Origin of the sequence: Ralstonia mojiangensis (genome assembly GCF_023955645.1) — a bacterium.
Classification (GTDB): domain Bacteria; phylum Pseudomonadota; class Gammaproteobacteria; order Burkholderiales; family Burkholderiaceae; genus Ralstonia; species Ralstonia mojiangensis.
In genome coordinates, this window is the sequence record NZ_JAMXHU010000002.1 from 1,082,291 (window position 1) to 1,095,586 (window position 13,296).

A 13,296-nucleotide genomic window follows, 5' to 3' on the forward strand; every position below is an offset into this window, starting at 1 on the left:
ATGCCAGACGACCTTGAGCACATCGAACCGGATGGAAATTGCCAGCAAGCGATTGCGACGTTCAGGTCTTCGGCCCCTTCCACATCGTCGTGCCGGCTTGTGCACTACGCGGGCGTCGACAAGCCGAACGCCAAGGACGTTGACGCCAGAGAGGTCGAGGCCGAGATTGCCGCCTGCGTCGCCGAAGGCTTCTACGTCGACTGCTTGTGTGAAGGTGGTCGACTGTTCATCTTAGTACAAGAGCCCGGCTGCCCGATTCCCCCTTGGGAACAGGTCAAGGCTGAAGATGCCATCGTGGACGTTGACGCGCTTTTGGAGGCGGCCCGCCAGCGGGGCGAGCTTTGACTCAGTTCGGCCACGACCGGTCCGTGCGCCTGTCATTCAACTGATTCGAACCATATATGTGGCCCTTCAAAAAGCGCGCGGCGGCCTCGCCAGCACACCCCGCCCCACCCTCAGAAAAGGTCGTAGAGGCTGCGGCCGCTCCAGGCAGCCAGGTTTACTGCTGCGTTGTATTCGAATCGAATGGCGAGAAGGCTTTACAGCGGCTGACGGAATTCTTTGACCTCGTGAAGGCCGCGAAGGATAGCGATGAGCCCGCCGACGAGTCACAACTATCGGCTTATCTGACCGATGGTGAACGTTCCTATTTTTCGAACCTGACTGCGGAAGAAATAGCCGAGTGGAACGAATATTGGTTCTCCACTCCGCTTCCGAAGCGACATTCCCCTGAGATGCTGACGCCGCAGTGGGACTTCGCTTCCATGCTTGATGCATTCTGGAATGGGGACTACGACCTCATTGCAATCCGACCGCGAGCAACACAGCATGCGTTAGAGTTCAACCCGCATGGTTACCCATTTGGCGGTACCGGCAGTCTTGTTGCGCTGGTTGAGTGTTTCGGCCATCGAGTCGTCGGCGTTGATGACGGAACGGGATATGAGAAATACGTGCCACGTACGAACATCTGGAAGCCGCGTGCCGGCCGTGTTGTTTGACCTCGCGTTGCGGCCGCACCGAATGACTGCTTTGGAGCAAGACCGATGAACACCTTGGGGCGAGACAAAATCGAAGCCACACTGACTTTGGCCAGTGAGCAAGGGGAACTACATGGACGCATGGAGCTTGCCGTTCCATGCTACGGGCACACGTTACCGGTTGAAATCTGGCTGGCAGACGGTCGTGCCGCTATTTCGGACAAGACGGTCACCACACTCAATGACTTGGCCACCTTGCCTCACAGCGCCCGTGAGCGCATCAGGTCTATGCTTTATGGAGACGCTTTGCGTGCGCGCGATGAGGTCGAATTTGGGGACCCGGCCGCATCGACGCCGGCCACTTCTTCTGGACTCTTCGCTCGGCTGTTCAAACGACGTGAACCATTCCGCTTTGTACCATTTGCCGCAGATGACCCCAGGCACCCGTGCTATTTTGAGAATGGCGTAGAAGACGTAGAACGGAAGATTGAATGGGTGGGCATTCGCATCAACGAGATTGAGAATGGTTGTGTGGAAGGTCGGTTTGCTCTTCTCGATTGCCTGCCCGCGTGGGAAGAGGAACACGGTGTCACAGTGGTCATCCGCAACGGCGAACCTGTTGGCCTTGGACACTACGACGTTGACGTGCGGAAGTACGAGGATAGCCGTCAATAATTGAGCCACAGTGAGGCCATGCGTACGATTATGCGAAAGCTATTCTCCTGGGTGATAGCGTCACTGGGAATAAAGCCGGCCGCGCGCGCAGCACAGCCACAAATGGCGGAACCTGAACTCCAGTCTCTTCCAGATGAACTCGTGCGTTTCTTTGAACAAGCGGCGGAGGGCGGCATGCATACGCCCCCGCTGCGTTCGCAGTACGTGCTGACTGCGGAACAGGCGGTGCAGTGGACCAGGTCGGTCAGAGGCCATCCCATTGTGGACGCCCTTGATGGCGTTGTCCTGGACGACGTAGAAACAAGCAACCATCACATCTATGTGAATGCGGGCCCATTGAAGGGCGCTGTGTTTTTCCTTTGCCACAATGGCGACAGTCGCATCGTCTATGCGTCGCTTGCGGAGTTTCTTTCGGCTGCGATTCGCGCCAGAAGCGAGGGGCAATGGCTTGAAGAGGAACATCCACCGCGTTCACCCATTGCTGCTGACCAAGCCGGCCTCAGTACGTGGATACGGCAACTGCTCACCTTAGAAAACAGGGACGAGCTTGTGCCGCCATTCGTGCCTTCACTTGACCTGAGTGATAGCCTGTTGCTCCGCGAATTGGCCGGTGACGAAGACTTCTTTATTGCCGAATCAGTCGCGCTGGAAATCTCTGCTCGTCCAACCCTTCAGCTTACGGAGATTGCCGAACTGTGCGCTCAGCATAGGCATCCGCAGGCATCCAGAGCCGGAAAGATGGCGCTCGCCGCCATTCAGACTCGGCAGGGCTAAATCCACAAGCAGCGATTGCGGCAGCTACGGTTGCACCAACGGAGCGACTAGGCGGCTGCTCCCGGCCAGCAGCGGTCGCCCAGCACCATTGCTCGCTATCTCAGAGTTACACACCCGCCATATGAGTCAGATTGCTCAAAGCATCGATGAGGTAATTCGGCTTGGCCTGGCCGATTGGATGAAGGCGCACGGCTTCAAGAAGAGTGGGCGTAACTGGCACAAGAGCCAAGGTGACAATTGGCTAATCGTCAACGTGCAAGCCAGTCAAGGGAATATGGGGAACGAAGGGAAGTTCGCCATCAATCTTGGTGTCTACGCGACAGCTATTGCCGCTCTGGCTGGCCAGAAGCCCCTTGAGGGGAAGCCCAAGGAATACGAGTCAACGGTTCGTAAACGGCTTGGTGTGCTCGCCCACGGTGAAGACCGCTGGTGGAGCGTCACACCGGACTCGGATTTGAACGCCATCTCTGCAGACGTCATGGAGAAGATGCAGTTGTTCGGTCTGCCGTGGCTGAATGCTCATACAGAGAACTGGCAAATTTCAGCTGCTCTTAAAGACACGCCGTCACTGCTGTCCGTTTGCTCGGCCTGGGTCACTGGCAGTCGAGAAGAGGCTGCCAACAGGCTGAAGGCCGCCATCGCAGCTACCGAGCGATGTACTGTTCCCGCGTCTGCAGGCACTTGCTGCGTGTAGCTGGATTACGACAGTCCGCGAATTTGCGACTCTCCTGGATGTTTCGGAGAAATTCGTTAGGCGGGTCGCCCCGGAGGTTTGCGAGGAAATTGTCGCGCGAGGCATTCAATCGAGGCAACTCGCTTTGAAGGCTAAGCGAGATGCCTTTGACCAGGCCTACCGTGAGGAAAGCTCCGTGCTACTTGACCGGGGCATCTATCCTTCCCGCCGGAAGGTTGCTAGGGCCATGGCTGCTAGGGGTGCCGGTTCATACCGCTACGGAGACCTTCAGCGAGCCCAGCACAAGACGATGGAGGTAGTTGGCGTCCTGAAGCGCGGGGGCGGGAGGCCGGCCGCTAGGACTTAAACGCCAAAACAGGCGCCGCGCCGGGTCCACCGCGCGGCGTCTTGCTTTGCGGCTCTGTCCAAACGAGGGGATTCCAGCCTAGGAGTACCTACTCGTGTCGTTTGCGACAACAGTAGGGTAACTCCACAAAACCGTACAAGTTGCGTAAATCTTTGATTTTTGGCGCGCCCGGCTGGGATCGAACCAGCAACCCCTGCCTTCGGAGGGCAGTACTCTATCCATTGAGCTACGGGCGCATATCGGCACAGAACGCACCGAAAGAGAAGCCCCGCAGGATAGCGCATTTGGGCCCAAGCGTCCATCGCACGCCCGTGAACCCCTGGGTACGAGGCCTGCTGCTGCAACGTTTCGTTGGGTTTTTGACGCAGGTCGAAAAGCGGCGCCTAGGGCTGTCCCGCGTGTCAAAGGCCAAAGCATTACGGATATAATCGCGCGTTATTTGCCAGAAGAAAGACGGGGACAGGTCTGTCTGGGCCGACGCGGCGATTGAATCGCCATGGTCTTCCTGCCCTCATCGCGATCCAATGCGGCCCCCACGCCCTGCCGGCGATGCTCGTGACCTTGCCGGCGGCGCTCTGAGGGCTCCAAGAGCGGTTCCACCATCCTGAGAGTTGAGCATGAGCGACGCGCAACACGACGAACACGAGCCTCTGATCAAGACCCCCAAGCAGCTGATCATCGCGGTGATCGCCGCCTTTGTCGTTCCCATTCTCATCATCATCCTGCTGGCCAATTACGTTGGCCTTGGCGCCAGGGAAGGCGCGGGCGGTTCCGGCATGTCGGAAGAGGCCGTCAACGATCGCATCAAGCCCGTTGCGCAGCTCGAACTGAAAGACCCGAACGCACCGCACGTTTTCAAGACGGGCGAGCAGCTCTACAAGGAAGTCTGCGCGACTTGTCACGCAGCAGGCGTGGCTGGCGCGCCCAAATTTGGCGACGCGGCAAGCTGGGGTCCGCGCCTGCCGCAGGGCCTGGATGGCCTGACGAAGGTGGCGCTGGCCGGCAAGGGCGGCATGCCCGCGCGCGGCGGCACGTCGCCGGATGACGTTAGCGACTACGAAATTGAACGCGCCATCGTCTACATGGCCAACTCCGCTGGCGGCAAGCTGCAGGAGCCGCCTGCTCCGGCGGGCGCGGCTGCGGCACCGGCTGCTGCATCGGCACCGGAAGCATCGGCACCGGCTGCTGCTCCTCCTCCGGCCGCTGCTGCGCCGGCACCTGCAGCAGCTCCGGCCGTGCCGGCTGCTGCTGCGGCACCGCAAGCCTCCGCAGGCGAGGTCGGCAAGAAGGTCTACGATTCGACTTGCCAGATGTGCCACGCCGCCGGTGTGGCCGGCGCGCCCAAATTTGGCGACAAGGCCGCCTGGGCGCCGCGCATTGCCGAAGGCAAGGCCAAGATGTATGACATCGCGCTGCACGGCAAGGGCGCGATGCCGCCCAAGGGCACTTATGCCGGCTCCGATGACGACGTGAAAGCCGCCGTCGACTACATGGCCGCTGCCGCCAAGTAAGCCGTCCTGCCTTCCCGAAGAAGCCCGCCCCGTGCGGGCTTTTTTGTTGCCTGCCGCGGCAGCGTCACACTTGGGGCATGCCGTTTGCTACGCCTAGTTCGAATGTGCGGAGAACGAGGCAGCCCTGCTGCTTCGCTCCGCGTACGTCTGTGCGATGAGGCAAACGGAGGTTGCGATGCGAATGGAACGAACGACGCTGATCTACTGGGTGGCTGCCGTGCTGGCAATCGGTAGCTCGACGGCCATGGCGGCCGACAACTGGGTCAAGCTGGCCCCGCTGGCCGACAACGGCGGCTCGCTCTATCTGGACAAAGACTCCATCGAGCACAACAAGGATGGGACCGTGCGCGCCACGACGCGCGACGCTTATGACGCCCCGCGCAAGCTCTCCGACGGTAGGGCGTACCAGTACGACACGCGCACGTCCGTCTATGACTGCAAGGAGGGGCGCATCCTGCCGGTCAGCGCGCTGATCCAGGATGGCCAGCACGCCACGGTGCTCACCAAGAACATCGACGGCCCCCGCTGGGAAGCCGTCGTGCCGCGCTCAGAGGGTGAGGCGATTCTGCACGCCGTTTGCCAAAAATAGCGCGCTGACGATGGCGTTACTGGACGGTTGCTGCCGGCGCCAGGTCGACACGCAGCGTGCCGTCCGTGTCCATGCGCGTGGTGCCACGTGCGGCGGCCTCGCGGTAGTGGTACAGGTCGAAGCGCAGCGGCCCGCGGGTTGATGTATCGGTCACGAGAATGCGGCTGTTGGTGACCAGCACGTTGTACATCTTCAAGTCGCCGGACTGGATCCAGATGCGGCTGGCCGCGTCGGTTGGTGCAGACCCACACATCGCGGGCGCGGGGCCGAACCCGAGCACCAGCCCTTCGGGCGTGACGCGCGCCGTTTTCATCTGACCGATCAGTCGCGGCGGCGGGAAGACCGTGTATTGATCCAGCACCATGTCATTGCCGTCCAGCTTGGCCCCGTCGCGATTGAGCGGCGCAAGCTGCGACAACTCCAGCCCCATTCCCTTGAGCAGCGCCAGCGTCTGGATGCCCATCACGCGGGCCTCGGTGGGCGTATAGACGAGGTAGCGCGATTCCTTGAGCGCCAATGTGCCGCGCATGCCGAACGGCAGCCACACGCCGGGAAAATGGTTGCGCAGCTTGAGCCCGCCCGAGACGTCGAGCACGCCGTCGCCCGGCGTGAGCGATAGCGCATTGAGCGAGCGCGGCGAATAGTCGAGCAGATACCGGTTGAACAGCGCGTCGAGCGACTCCTTGGGCACCGTCACTTCGCCGCCGAGGATGCGGATGTCGAACTGGCCCGGATCGTCCATGTCGACGGGCTGCCCCGGCTTGTGCGCCACGAGCTGCGCGGTCAGTTGATGCACGTGGAAACCGATGTCGCCGGTGATGCGGAAATCCACATCGCGCATCTGCACGACGGGCGGTGCGGTGCCGGAGTCGCGCGCCGCGGCCGGGCCGCTGGCGTTGGGCGCGCCCGAGGACGGATCGCAGCGCTGCGCCCATTGCTGGCGCACCGTGGTCAATTCCTTGCGTTGCGCGCTGGCCATCGGCGGCTCGGCCGCGCGGGCGAGCGCGCTGGCCACGAGGCCGGCCAAGCCGAGCGCCACCAACGCCAGGCGCAACATCAGAGCGGCGAGAGCGAAGGCGGGGGCGATCATGGCGCGGTCCTCTTGGCGAGTTGCAGGGCAGGCTTGCCCGCTTTGGCGACGGCAGTTGCTTTCGCGGGCTTGGCAGCGGCGATCGAGTCGAACGAGGGCATCAGCACGCGGATGCCGCCGTCGGGCGAGAAGCGCAGCGACCCTGCCACAAGCTGATCGCGATAGCGGTACAGGTTGAATACGAAAGGCTTGGCCGGGTCGGCCACGACAATATCGATGCGCGCATTCATCGGCATCGAGCGCATGAACCGGATGTCACCGCCGCGAAAGAGGATGTACGGGCGCTGCGCGTCAGCGGCGTTGGCCAGCGGCGGCATCTGCGGGTTGCCATCGCCGATCTGCATGAGGAGCCCGTCGCGCGCGACGCGGATGGCGGAGAGCTTCAACTCCAGCGCGGGCGGCGGAAACAGCTTGGGCACCTGCATGACGATTTCGCTGCCGGCCAATTGCACGGCCGGCGTCGACACCGGCAGCAGATCGGCCAGTTCGATATGCGCCGCGCCCATCAGCGCGCCGGCGTCCTGCCCGCGCACCTTGACCACGTTGGGGCGAAACACGATGGTCTGCGGATCGCGAAGCACGAGCGGGCCGCGTAGTTCGATCGGCACCCAGGCGCCGCGACGGCGCATCTCGGCGCGCATGTCGAGCGTGCCGTCGTCGAGCGCGAAGCTGAAGTTGCGCAGCGGAGGGTCTTCGCCCGGTCCGCGCGCAAAGACCACGGTATTGAACAGCGCAGCCATGCTCTCGGCCGTGACGCGCACCAAACCATTCACCGGTTGCAGCGTGTACGACGACACATCGTCGAGCCACACCGGGTCGCCCGGTGCACGCGGCACCATGCGCAGTGCGAGCTGATCGACCAGGAAGCCCACGCCGCCATCGAAACGAAAATCGACATGACGCAGATACGAGATCGCGTCGGGCTGGCCGGAATCGCGCAGCGTGGCGGGCCGCACCTCGCGTGTGGCGAGGTTGCCTGACTGGAACGGCGCGCGCGCCTGGGCCCGGGCGTCTTCAAGCTGTTTCGCTTTTTCGGCTTCGATGGCGCCGTGGCCATCGCCGGCGGTGGCGCAGCTTTGCAGCAGCAGCGCTGCAACCACCGCCCCCGCAGCCCGGAGCGCGCTATTACGATGACGCAAGGTCAAGTCCCACATCGACGGTCTCCTCGTCGTGAGAAACGCACCGGAAACGTTCCGGTCACCGACGCGGTCTGTCGCCGCGCTCGTGTAGAATTTTTTGCATGCCTGCCCGCAAACCAACCGGCGACGCCGGTCCGCCTGCCACTCCGCCCGCCCGCGAGTTCACTATCGACGAACTGGCGCGCGCGGCTGAAACCACTGTCCGCAACGTTCGCTCGTATCAGGACCGCGGCCTCATCGATCCGCCCGAGCGGCGCGGCCGCGTGGGCATCTACACGCAGGCGCATCTGGGGCGGCTCAAGCTCATCAACCACCTGCTCGGGCGCGGCTACACGCTCTCCAACATCCAGGAGCTGCTCAAGGCCATCGTCGAAGGCCATGACCTGCGCTCCATCCTCGGGCTCGAATCGGCCATCGCCAGCCCGTGGTCGGACGAGTCGCCCAAGCATTACTCGCTTCTGGCGCTTGCCAAGCTGTTTGGCCGCGCCATGTCGCGTCAGGCGCTGGCACGGGCCATCTCGCTTGGCCTGCTTGAACCCGATGGCCTCGGCTATCTGGCGCGCAGCCCCAAAGCACTGCTGGCCGGCGCGCAGATGGCAAAGGCCGGTTTCCCGCTCGTCGAAGTGCTCGACATCATCGAGCGTGCTCGGCCGCATACGCAGGCGGTGGCCGACGATCTCGTCTCCATGGTCGTGCGCGAACTCGACAAGTACGGCAGCGATCTGCCGCCGGTCGAAGACGTGCCGCGTCTGGTCGACGTGATCTGGCGCATCCGTCCGCTGGCGCTGGTGGCGGTCGAAGCCGAACTGATGCGTGCGCTTGAGACGGCCGCCAACAAATACCTGGGCGACCGCGTGGCGCAGGTCATCGAGCACATGCATGAACCGCCGGGCAGCGCGCCCGGGCCGGACAAAGGCTAGTGTCTCCGGCGCGCCCTTGCGTGGGGCGCGCCTTATCTATTTCTAGTTTGATCCCGATACGATGGGTGCTGCAGGCGTTTTGAATGCCTGCTCAAGATCCTGCTGCACCGGCCGTCGAGAGCTTGCGGCGGATCGACGGCGACGGTGCTTCGCCATTCGCTGCCGCATAGGCTTCGATTTCCGAGATCAGCTTGGGCAGGCGTGCAAGTGCGTCACGGTTGTCTTCATCCCACGGGTGGAATGAGGGCCGGAAGAAGTCGAAGAACTCCGGGATGATCTTGCGCAGCGGCGCCGGGTGAATCCACAGGAAGTGGAACGCCTTGCCCAGACCGAAGAACTTGTTCTTGCAGGTGCGATCCGCAAAGATCAGCCGCAAGTGCACGTAGAAGACCATCGCCCAGAAGGTAACGGTCGTCACCAACATCGTCAGCGTGCGTGTGAGGTAGCGGCCCACGCCCGGCTTGATGGCCAGGTTCCATACGTCGTAGCTGACGGCCTTGTGCTCGGTCTCTTCCATGGCGTGCCACAGCCAGACCTGCCGGTAGCCGGGTTCCGAATTGCGGCCCAGGCCGTCTTCATGTGAAAGCACCTGGCCGGCCAGCATGGCGGTGTAATGCTCGAGCGCCACGGTCACGGCCAGCTGGTGCGACTTGGGCGTGTACTTGCGCAGCACGTTCAGGAACTTGCCAATAAAGCGGTCGATGCGCGTGGCAGGCAGGCCGGCCCGGTCGAGCAGGTCGTTGTACAGCACGTGCTCGCGCGTGTGCATGGCTTCCTGGCCAATGAAACCGGCCACGGCCTGCTTGAGTTCGGGGTCGGTCACCAGATGGCGGTAGTTGCGCACGCTGTCCATGAAGAAGCGCTCGCCGGTCGGGAAGAAGATCGACAGCGCGTTCAGGAAGTGGGTCACGTGCGGGCCTCGCTCGTGCCAGTTGCTGATGCGATCAGCCGGCAGGTGAGGATGCACGTCGCGGCGGACTGGCATCATGGACGGTTCTCCTGGAATGTGGTTTCTGAAAGGCGCGTCGATGCGCGCCCTTGATCTAGGAATGCACAGAGGTCGGTCCCCACGCGTACGGGGTCTTCCTCCATCGGGATATGGCCGAGTGCCGGATACATGCGCAGCGTGGCGCCGGGAATACGGCGGGCGAATTCGCCGGCGTGCGCGGGCGGGATCCACCGGTCGCGCTGGCCCCAGAGGATGAGCGTGGGCACTCGGATCGAGGCCAGCCCGCTGGTATCGACATCGTCAAAGCGGAACTTCGGCACCATCTTGCCGATGGCCTGTCGTGCACCGTCGGCATAGAAGAAATCGGCGTAGCGGCGCAGCGTGGGTTCGGACACGCGCGACGGGTCGCCATACACATCGCGCGTGGCGGCGCGGATGATCCCCTCGGGCAGCATCCACGGCGACGTCAGCCGCACGCCCAGGTGATTGAACAGATCGATGTAGATCGGCAGCTTCATCGGAAAGCCTGCCGAGTCGATCAGCACGAGCTTCTCGACGCGGCCGGGGTGCCGCACGGCAAAGTCCCACGACACCATGCCGCCGAGCGAGTTGCCGATCAGCGTGAGTTTCGACAAGCCCAACGTATCGACAAACGCGTCGATGAAGTCGCGGTACAGCGGCAGCTCCATCGTGCGCGGGCGGCCTTGTGCGTCGCGCAGCGGGCCGGTGATGCCGAACGGCGGCAGGTCGAGCCGGATCACGCGATAGCGCCGCGTGAGCTGCGGCAACACGCCGTCCCACGTATGCAGCGATGCGCCAAAGCCGTGGATCAGCAGCAACGTCCCTTCCGAGTTGGCGGCGCCTTCGTCGGTGTAATGCACGCGCGTGCCCATCAGCGGCAGGTAGCGCGATTGGGGCTTGGCGTAGCGCGCGATCAGCACGTCGCGCCCGATGCTGCGCAGGCCGATGCGGCCCGGGCGCAGCATGGCGCGTGCAACGTTGAGCAGGTTCGCGCGCGGGGGGCTGGCGAACAGTTCTCCGGTGGTGGCCGTGTTCATCGGCTGCCTCCTACTTTGCGCGGGCGGTGGCCGGCGCCGTATTGTCGCGCAGCGCCTTTTTGCGCGTGCGGCGGGCTTCGCGCACGACCAGCGCCTGGTATGCGGCGGGCAGCAAGCGGGCCATCACATCGGCGGCGTGGGCGTCGGGGCCGATCAGCACACGACGCTTGTTCTTGCGCACGCCGTCCAGAATCACCTCCGCAGCCTTGTCGGCCGAGGTGATGAAGAACTTCTCGAACTCCGCCTTGCCCTGCTGTTCGTCGCGCACCAGGAAGCCGTTCATGCTCGGCGAGACGCGACTCGACTTGGCAATGTTGGTCTTGATGCCGCCCGGATGGACGCATGTGGCCGACACGCCGCAGTTCATCAGATCCAGTTCTTGCCGCAGTGCCTCGGTGTAGCCGCGCACGGCGTACTTGCTGGCGTTGTAGGCACCCATGCCGGGCTGCGCGAAGATGCCGAAGATGCTCGACGTATTGATGATGTGGCCGTTGCCCGTTGCCTTGAGCAGCGGCAGAAACGCCTTGGTGCCGTGCACGACGCCCCAGAAGTTGATGTTCATGATCCAGGCCAGCTCGTCGTCTTCCATGCCTTCGATCGTGCTGGACAGCGCCACACCCGCGTTGTTGAAGATCAGGTTGACCTTGCCGTGCGCGGCGGCCGCTTCTTCGGCCCAGCGGTACACGGCGGCGCGATCGGCTACGTCCACGGCATGCGTGGTCACGCGGATGCGGTCGCCTTCATGCGCGCGCACCAGTTGCAGCGTCTGCGCGAGCGCAGCTTCATTGCGATCGGCCAGCGCGAGGTGGCAGCCTTCGCGTGCCAGCTGCAGCGCCAGCGAGCGGCCCATGCCCGACGCGGCACCCGTGATGGCGGCAACCTGGTTATTGAATGACTTCATGGCGTGGTCTCCGTGGGGCGAGCGCGTCAGACGCGGTCGAGCGCTTCTTCGTTGGGGGTGTTCTGAGCGGCGGGCACCGTGCGGGCGGGCACGCGCAACGGCACGCCCTTCGGTACGGTCATTGGGCGCGTGCGGTAATCCGCCAGCCGGAAATGCGCGGTCGCGCGGCGGAACTGCCACGTGAATCCCGGCCACAGCGTCGTGTTCTTGCCGGTCTTCGGGTCGAGGTACCAGCTCACGCAGCCGCCGGCAGACCAGATCGCATTCGACAGCCGTTTCTGGATGCTGTCGTTGAAGCGGCGCTGCACGTCGGGGCGTACGTCGATGGCCGCCACGTTGTGCGCACGCATCGACTTCAGCGCATCGACGATGTACGCCACCTGCGACTCGATCATGAACACCATCGACGAGTGGCCGAGCCCCGTGTTCGGGCCCACCACCATGAAGAAATTCGGAAAGCCCGACACGGTGGTGCCCAGGTAGGCCTCAGCGCCGTGCTTGTCCCACGCGTCGACAATGTCCACGCCTTGGCTGCCCAGCAGCACGCCACGCGGGAACGGGTCCGTTGCATGAAAGCCCGTGCCGAAGATCAGGCAATCGACTTCGCGCCGCGTGCCGTCGGTGGTGACGATGGCGTTGGATTCGACGCGTGCGATGCCGGTGGTGATGACGTCGACGTTCTCGCGCGTGAGCGCGGGGTAGTAGTCGTTCGAGATCAGGATGCGCTTGCAGCCGATGGTGTAGTTCGGCGTGACCTTCTCGCGCAGCACGGGGTCGGCAATGCGGCGCTTGATGTGGCCGCGCGCCATGCGCTCCACCGCCTTCATCAGCTTCGGGTGGATCACAAAGCCCAGCACGCGCGACTCCAGCATCCAGTAGATGCCGGTACGCATCAGCTTTTGCGTGAACGGCAGGTGGCGGAACAGCCAATGCTCCGCGCGCGACACCTTGCGGTCGGGCTTGGGCAGGATCCACGGCGGCGTGCGCTGATACAGGTCGAGGCGGCCGACCTTCGGCGCAATCTGCGGCACGAATTGGATGGCCGAGGCACCCGTGCCGATCACGGCCACGCGCTTGCCGCGCAGGTCGTAGTCGTGCTCCCACAGTTGCGAGTGGAAAGCCTTGCCCTGGAAGTTTTCGATGCCGGGAATGTTCGGCCAGGCCGGACGGCTCAGGCCGCCCATGCCGGAGATCAGCGTGCGGGTGCGGTAGCGGCGGCCATCGGCCATTTCCAGATTCCACGCACCGGCGGCTTCGTCAAACGTGGCGCGCGTCAGTTCGTGATGGAAGCGCACGTGCGGGCGCACGCCAAATTCATCGGTGCAGCGCTCCAGATACGCGCGAATTTCCGGCTGCGGCGAATACATGCGCGACCAGTCCGGATTGGGCGCGAACGAAAACGAATACAGGTGCGATTGCACATCGCACGCGCAGCCGGGGTAATGATTGTCGCGCCACGTGCCCCCGACGGAGCCCGCCTTTTCGAAGACGAGGAAGTTGTCGATGCCGTGCTGCTTGAGCTGGATCGCCATGCCCAGGCCAGCAAAGCCCGTCCCGATGATGGCGGCATCGATCAGGAGCGGGGTGTCAGCGCTGTGTGGTGCCGATGCAAAGGCGTCGGCGCGCGGAAAGTCGGTCCGTGCGTTCACGTGGTGTCTCCGTGGGCACCACTT

At 63.4% G+C, this 13,296-nt stretch carries 14 protein-coding genes and 1 tRNA gene; 8 read left to right on the plus strand and 7 right to left on the minus strand.

Annotated elements, in window-relative coordinates; all coding sequences use genetic code 11:
• The 5 genes from NG898_RS11770 to NG898_RS11790 all read left to right on the plus strand — a co-directional run bounded on the left by NG898_RS11770 (position 1) and on the right by NG898_RS11790 (position 3,120).
• Positions 1-345, plus strand: a complete 345-nt coding sequence (locus tag NG898_RS11770; protein ID WP_252692450.1) for a hypothetical protein — start codon at positions 1-3, stop codon at positions 343-345.
• A gap of 56 nt (positions 346-401) precedes the next feature.
• Positions 402-998 carry a hypothetical protein gene (locus NG898_RS11775; RefSeq protein ID WP_252692451.1) on the plus strand — a complete coding sequence of 199 codons (597 nt, stop codon included), beginning with the start codon at positions 402-404 and terminating at the stop codon, positions 996-998.
• A 45-nt stretch (positions 999-1,043) separates the two neighbouring features.
• Positions 1,044-1,652 (plus strand): DUF6985 domain-containing protein, encoded by a 609-nt coding sequence (locus tag NG898_RS11780; protein WP_252692452.1) that lies wholly within the window; start codon positions 1,044-1,046, stop codon positions 1,650-1,652.
• A gap of 102 nt (positions 1,653-1,754) precedes the next feature.
• Complete coding sequence (locus NG898_RS11785; RefSeq protein ID WP_252692453.1) at positions 1,755-2,426, plus strand: hypothetical protein; 672 nt, start codon at positions 1,755-1,757, stop codon at positions 2,424-2,426.
• Positions 2,427-2,547: 121 nt separating this feature from the next.
• Entirely contained in the window at positions 2,548-3,120 is a 573-nt protein-coding gene (locus tag NG898_RS11790; protein WP_252692454.1) for a DUF4304 domain-containing protein, read from the plus strand.
• Between the two features lie 506 nt (positions 3,121-3,626).
• Here the strand turns inward: NG898_RS11790 and NG898_RS11795 are convergent.
• A tRNA-Arg gene (locus NG898_RS11795) sits at positions 3,627-3,702 on the minus strand.
• A gap of 381 nt (positions 3,703-4,083) precedes the next feature.
• Between NG898_RS11795 and NG898_RS11800 the strand changes: the two genes are divergently transcribed.
• Both NG898_RS11800 and NG898_RS11805 read left to right on the plus strand, forming a co-directional pair.
• Positions 4,084-4,977 carry a c-type cytochrome gene (locus tag NG898_RS11800; RefSeq protein WP_252692455.1) on the plus strand — a complete coding sequence of 298 codons (894 nt, stop codon included), beginning with the start codon at positions 4,084-4,086 and terminating at the stop codon, positions 4,975-4,977.
• Positions 4,978-5,152: 175 nt separating this feature from the next.
• Positions 5,153-5,566, plus strand: coding sequence for a surface-adhesin E family protein (locus NG898_RS11805; protein WP_252692456.1), 414 nt, complete (start codon positions 5,153-5,155; stop codon positions 5,564-5,566).
• Between the two features lie 16 nt (positions 5,567-5,582).
• Here NG898_RS11805 and NG898_RS11810 read toward each other — a convergent pair whose 3' ends face one another.
• Both NG898_RS11810 and NG898_RS11815 read right to left on the minus strand, forming a co-directional pair.
• Complete coding sequence (locus NG898_RS11810) at positions 5,583-6,656, minus strand: DUF2993 domain-containing protein (RefSeq protein ID WP_252692457.1); 1,074 nt, start codon at positions 6,654-6,656, stop codon at positions 5,583-5,585.
• Positions 6,653-7,810 (minus strand): hypothetical protein, encoded by a 1,158-nt coding sequence (locus tag NG898_RS11815; protein WP_252692458.1) that lies wholly within the window; start codon positions 7,808-7,810, stop codon positions 6,653-6,655. Before NG898_RS11815 ends, NG898_RS11810 begins: the two co-directional genes overlap by 4 nt.
• An 86-nt stretch (positions 7,811-7,896) precedes the next feature.
• Between NG898_RS11815 and NG898_RS11820 the strand changes: the two genes are divergently transcribed.
• Positions 7,897-8,715, plus strand: coding sequence for a MerR family transcriptional regulator (locus tag NG898_RS11820; protein WP_009239702.1), 819 nt, complete (start codon positions 7,897-7,899; stop codon positions 8,713-8,715).
• Positions 8,716-8,806: 91 nt separating this feature from the next.
• Here NG898_RS11820 and NG898_RS11825 read toward each other — a convergent pair whose 3' ends face one another.
• From NG898_RS11825 to NG898_RS11840, 4 genes are read right to left on the minus strand one after another with little or no spacing between them, the layout of a single operon-like run.
• Complete coding sequence (locus tag NG898_RS11825) at positions 8,807-9,703, minus strand: metal-dependent hydrolase (protein WP_252692459.1); 897 nt, start codon at positions 9,701-9,703, stop codon at positions 8,807-8,809.
• Positions 9,700-10,722: an alpha/beta fold hydrolase gene (locus tag NG898_RS11830; RefSeq protein ID WP_252692460.1), complete on the minus strand. Its 1,023-nt coding sequence runs from the start codon at positions 10,720-10,722 to the stop codon at positions 9,700-9,702. Before NG898_RS11830 ends, NG898_RS11825 begins: the two co-directional genes overlap by 4 nt.
• 10 nt (positions 10,723-10,732) lie before the next feature.
• Positions 10,733-11,623, minus strand: a complete 891-nt coding sequence (locus NG898_RS11835) for an SDR family NAD(P)-dependent oxidoreductase (RefSeq protein WP_252692461.1) — start codon at positions 11,621-11,623, stop codon at positions 10,733-10,735.
• A gap of 26 nt (positions 11,624-11,649) precedes the next feature.
• Positions 11,650-13,272 (minus strand): flavin-containing monooxygenase, encoded by a 1,623-nt coding sequence (locus NG898_RS11840; protein ID WP_252692462.1) that lies wholly within the window; start codon positions 13,270-13,272, stop codon positions 11,650-11,652.
• Between the last annotated feature and the right edge of the window lie 24 nt (positions 13,273-13,296).

What these genes read in the sequence shown, in the direction of transcription:
- NG898_RS11770 (WP_252692450.1), top strand. Translation starts at nt 1, where the DNA reads ATGCCAGACGACCTTGAGCACATCGAACCGGATGGAAATTGCCAGCAA.
- NG898_RS11775 (WP_252692451.1), top strand. Translation starts at nt 402, where the DNA reads ATGTGGCCCTTCAAAAAGCGCGCGGCGGCCTCGCCAGCACACCCCGCC.
- NG898_RS11780 (WP_252692452.1), top strand. Translation starts at nt 1,044, where the DNA reads ATGAACACCTTGGGGCGAGACAAAATCGAAGCCACACTGACTTTGGCC.
- NG898_RS11785 (WP_252692453.1), top strand. Translation starts at nt 1,755, where the DNA reads ATGGCGGAACCTGAACTCCAGTCTCTTCCAGATGAACTCGTGCGTTTC.
- NG898_RS11790 (WP_252692454.1), top strand. Translation starts at nt 2,548, where the DNA reads ATGAGTCAGATTGCTCAAAGCATCGATGAGGTAATTCGGCTTGGCCTG.
- NG898_RS11800 (WP_252692455.1), top strand. Translation starts at nt 4,084, where the DNA reads ATGAGCGACGCGCAACACGACGAACACGAGCCTCTGATCAAGACCCCC.
- NG898_RS11805 (WP_252692456.1), top strand. Translation starts at nt 5,153, where the DNA reads ATGCGAATGGAACGAACGACGCTGATCTACTGGGTGGCTGCCGTGCTG.
- NG898_RS11810 (WP_252692457.1), bottom strand. Translation starts at nt 6,656, where the DNA reads ATGATCGCCCCCGCCTTCGCTCTCGCCGCTCTGATGTTGCGCCTGGCG.
- NG898_RS11815 (WP_252692458.1), bottom strand. Translation starts at nt 7,810, where the DNA reads ATGTGGGACTTGACCTTGCGTCATCGTAATAGCGCGCTCCGGGCTGCG.
- NG898_RS11820 (WP_009239702.1), top strand. Translation starts at nt 7,897, where the DNA reads ATGCCTGCCCGCAAACCAACCGGCGACGCCGGTCCGCCTGCCACTCCG.
- NG898_RS11825 (WP_252692459.1), bottom strand. Translation starts at nt 9,703, where the DNA reads ATGATGCCAGTCCGCCGCGACGTGCATCCTCACCTGCCGGCTGATCGC.
- NG898_RS11830 (WP_252692460.1), bottom strand. Translation starts at nt 10,722, where the DNA reads ATGAACACGGCCACCACCGGAGAACTGTTCGCCAGCCCCCCGCGCGCG.
- NG898_RS11835 (WP_252692461.1), bottom strand. Translation starts at nt 11,623, where the DNA reads ATGAAGTCATTCAATAACCAGGTTGCCGCCATCACGGGTGCCGCGTCG.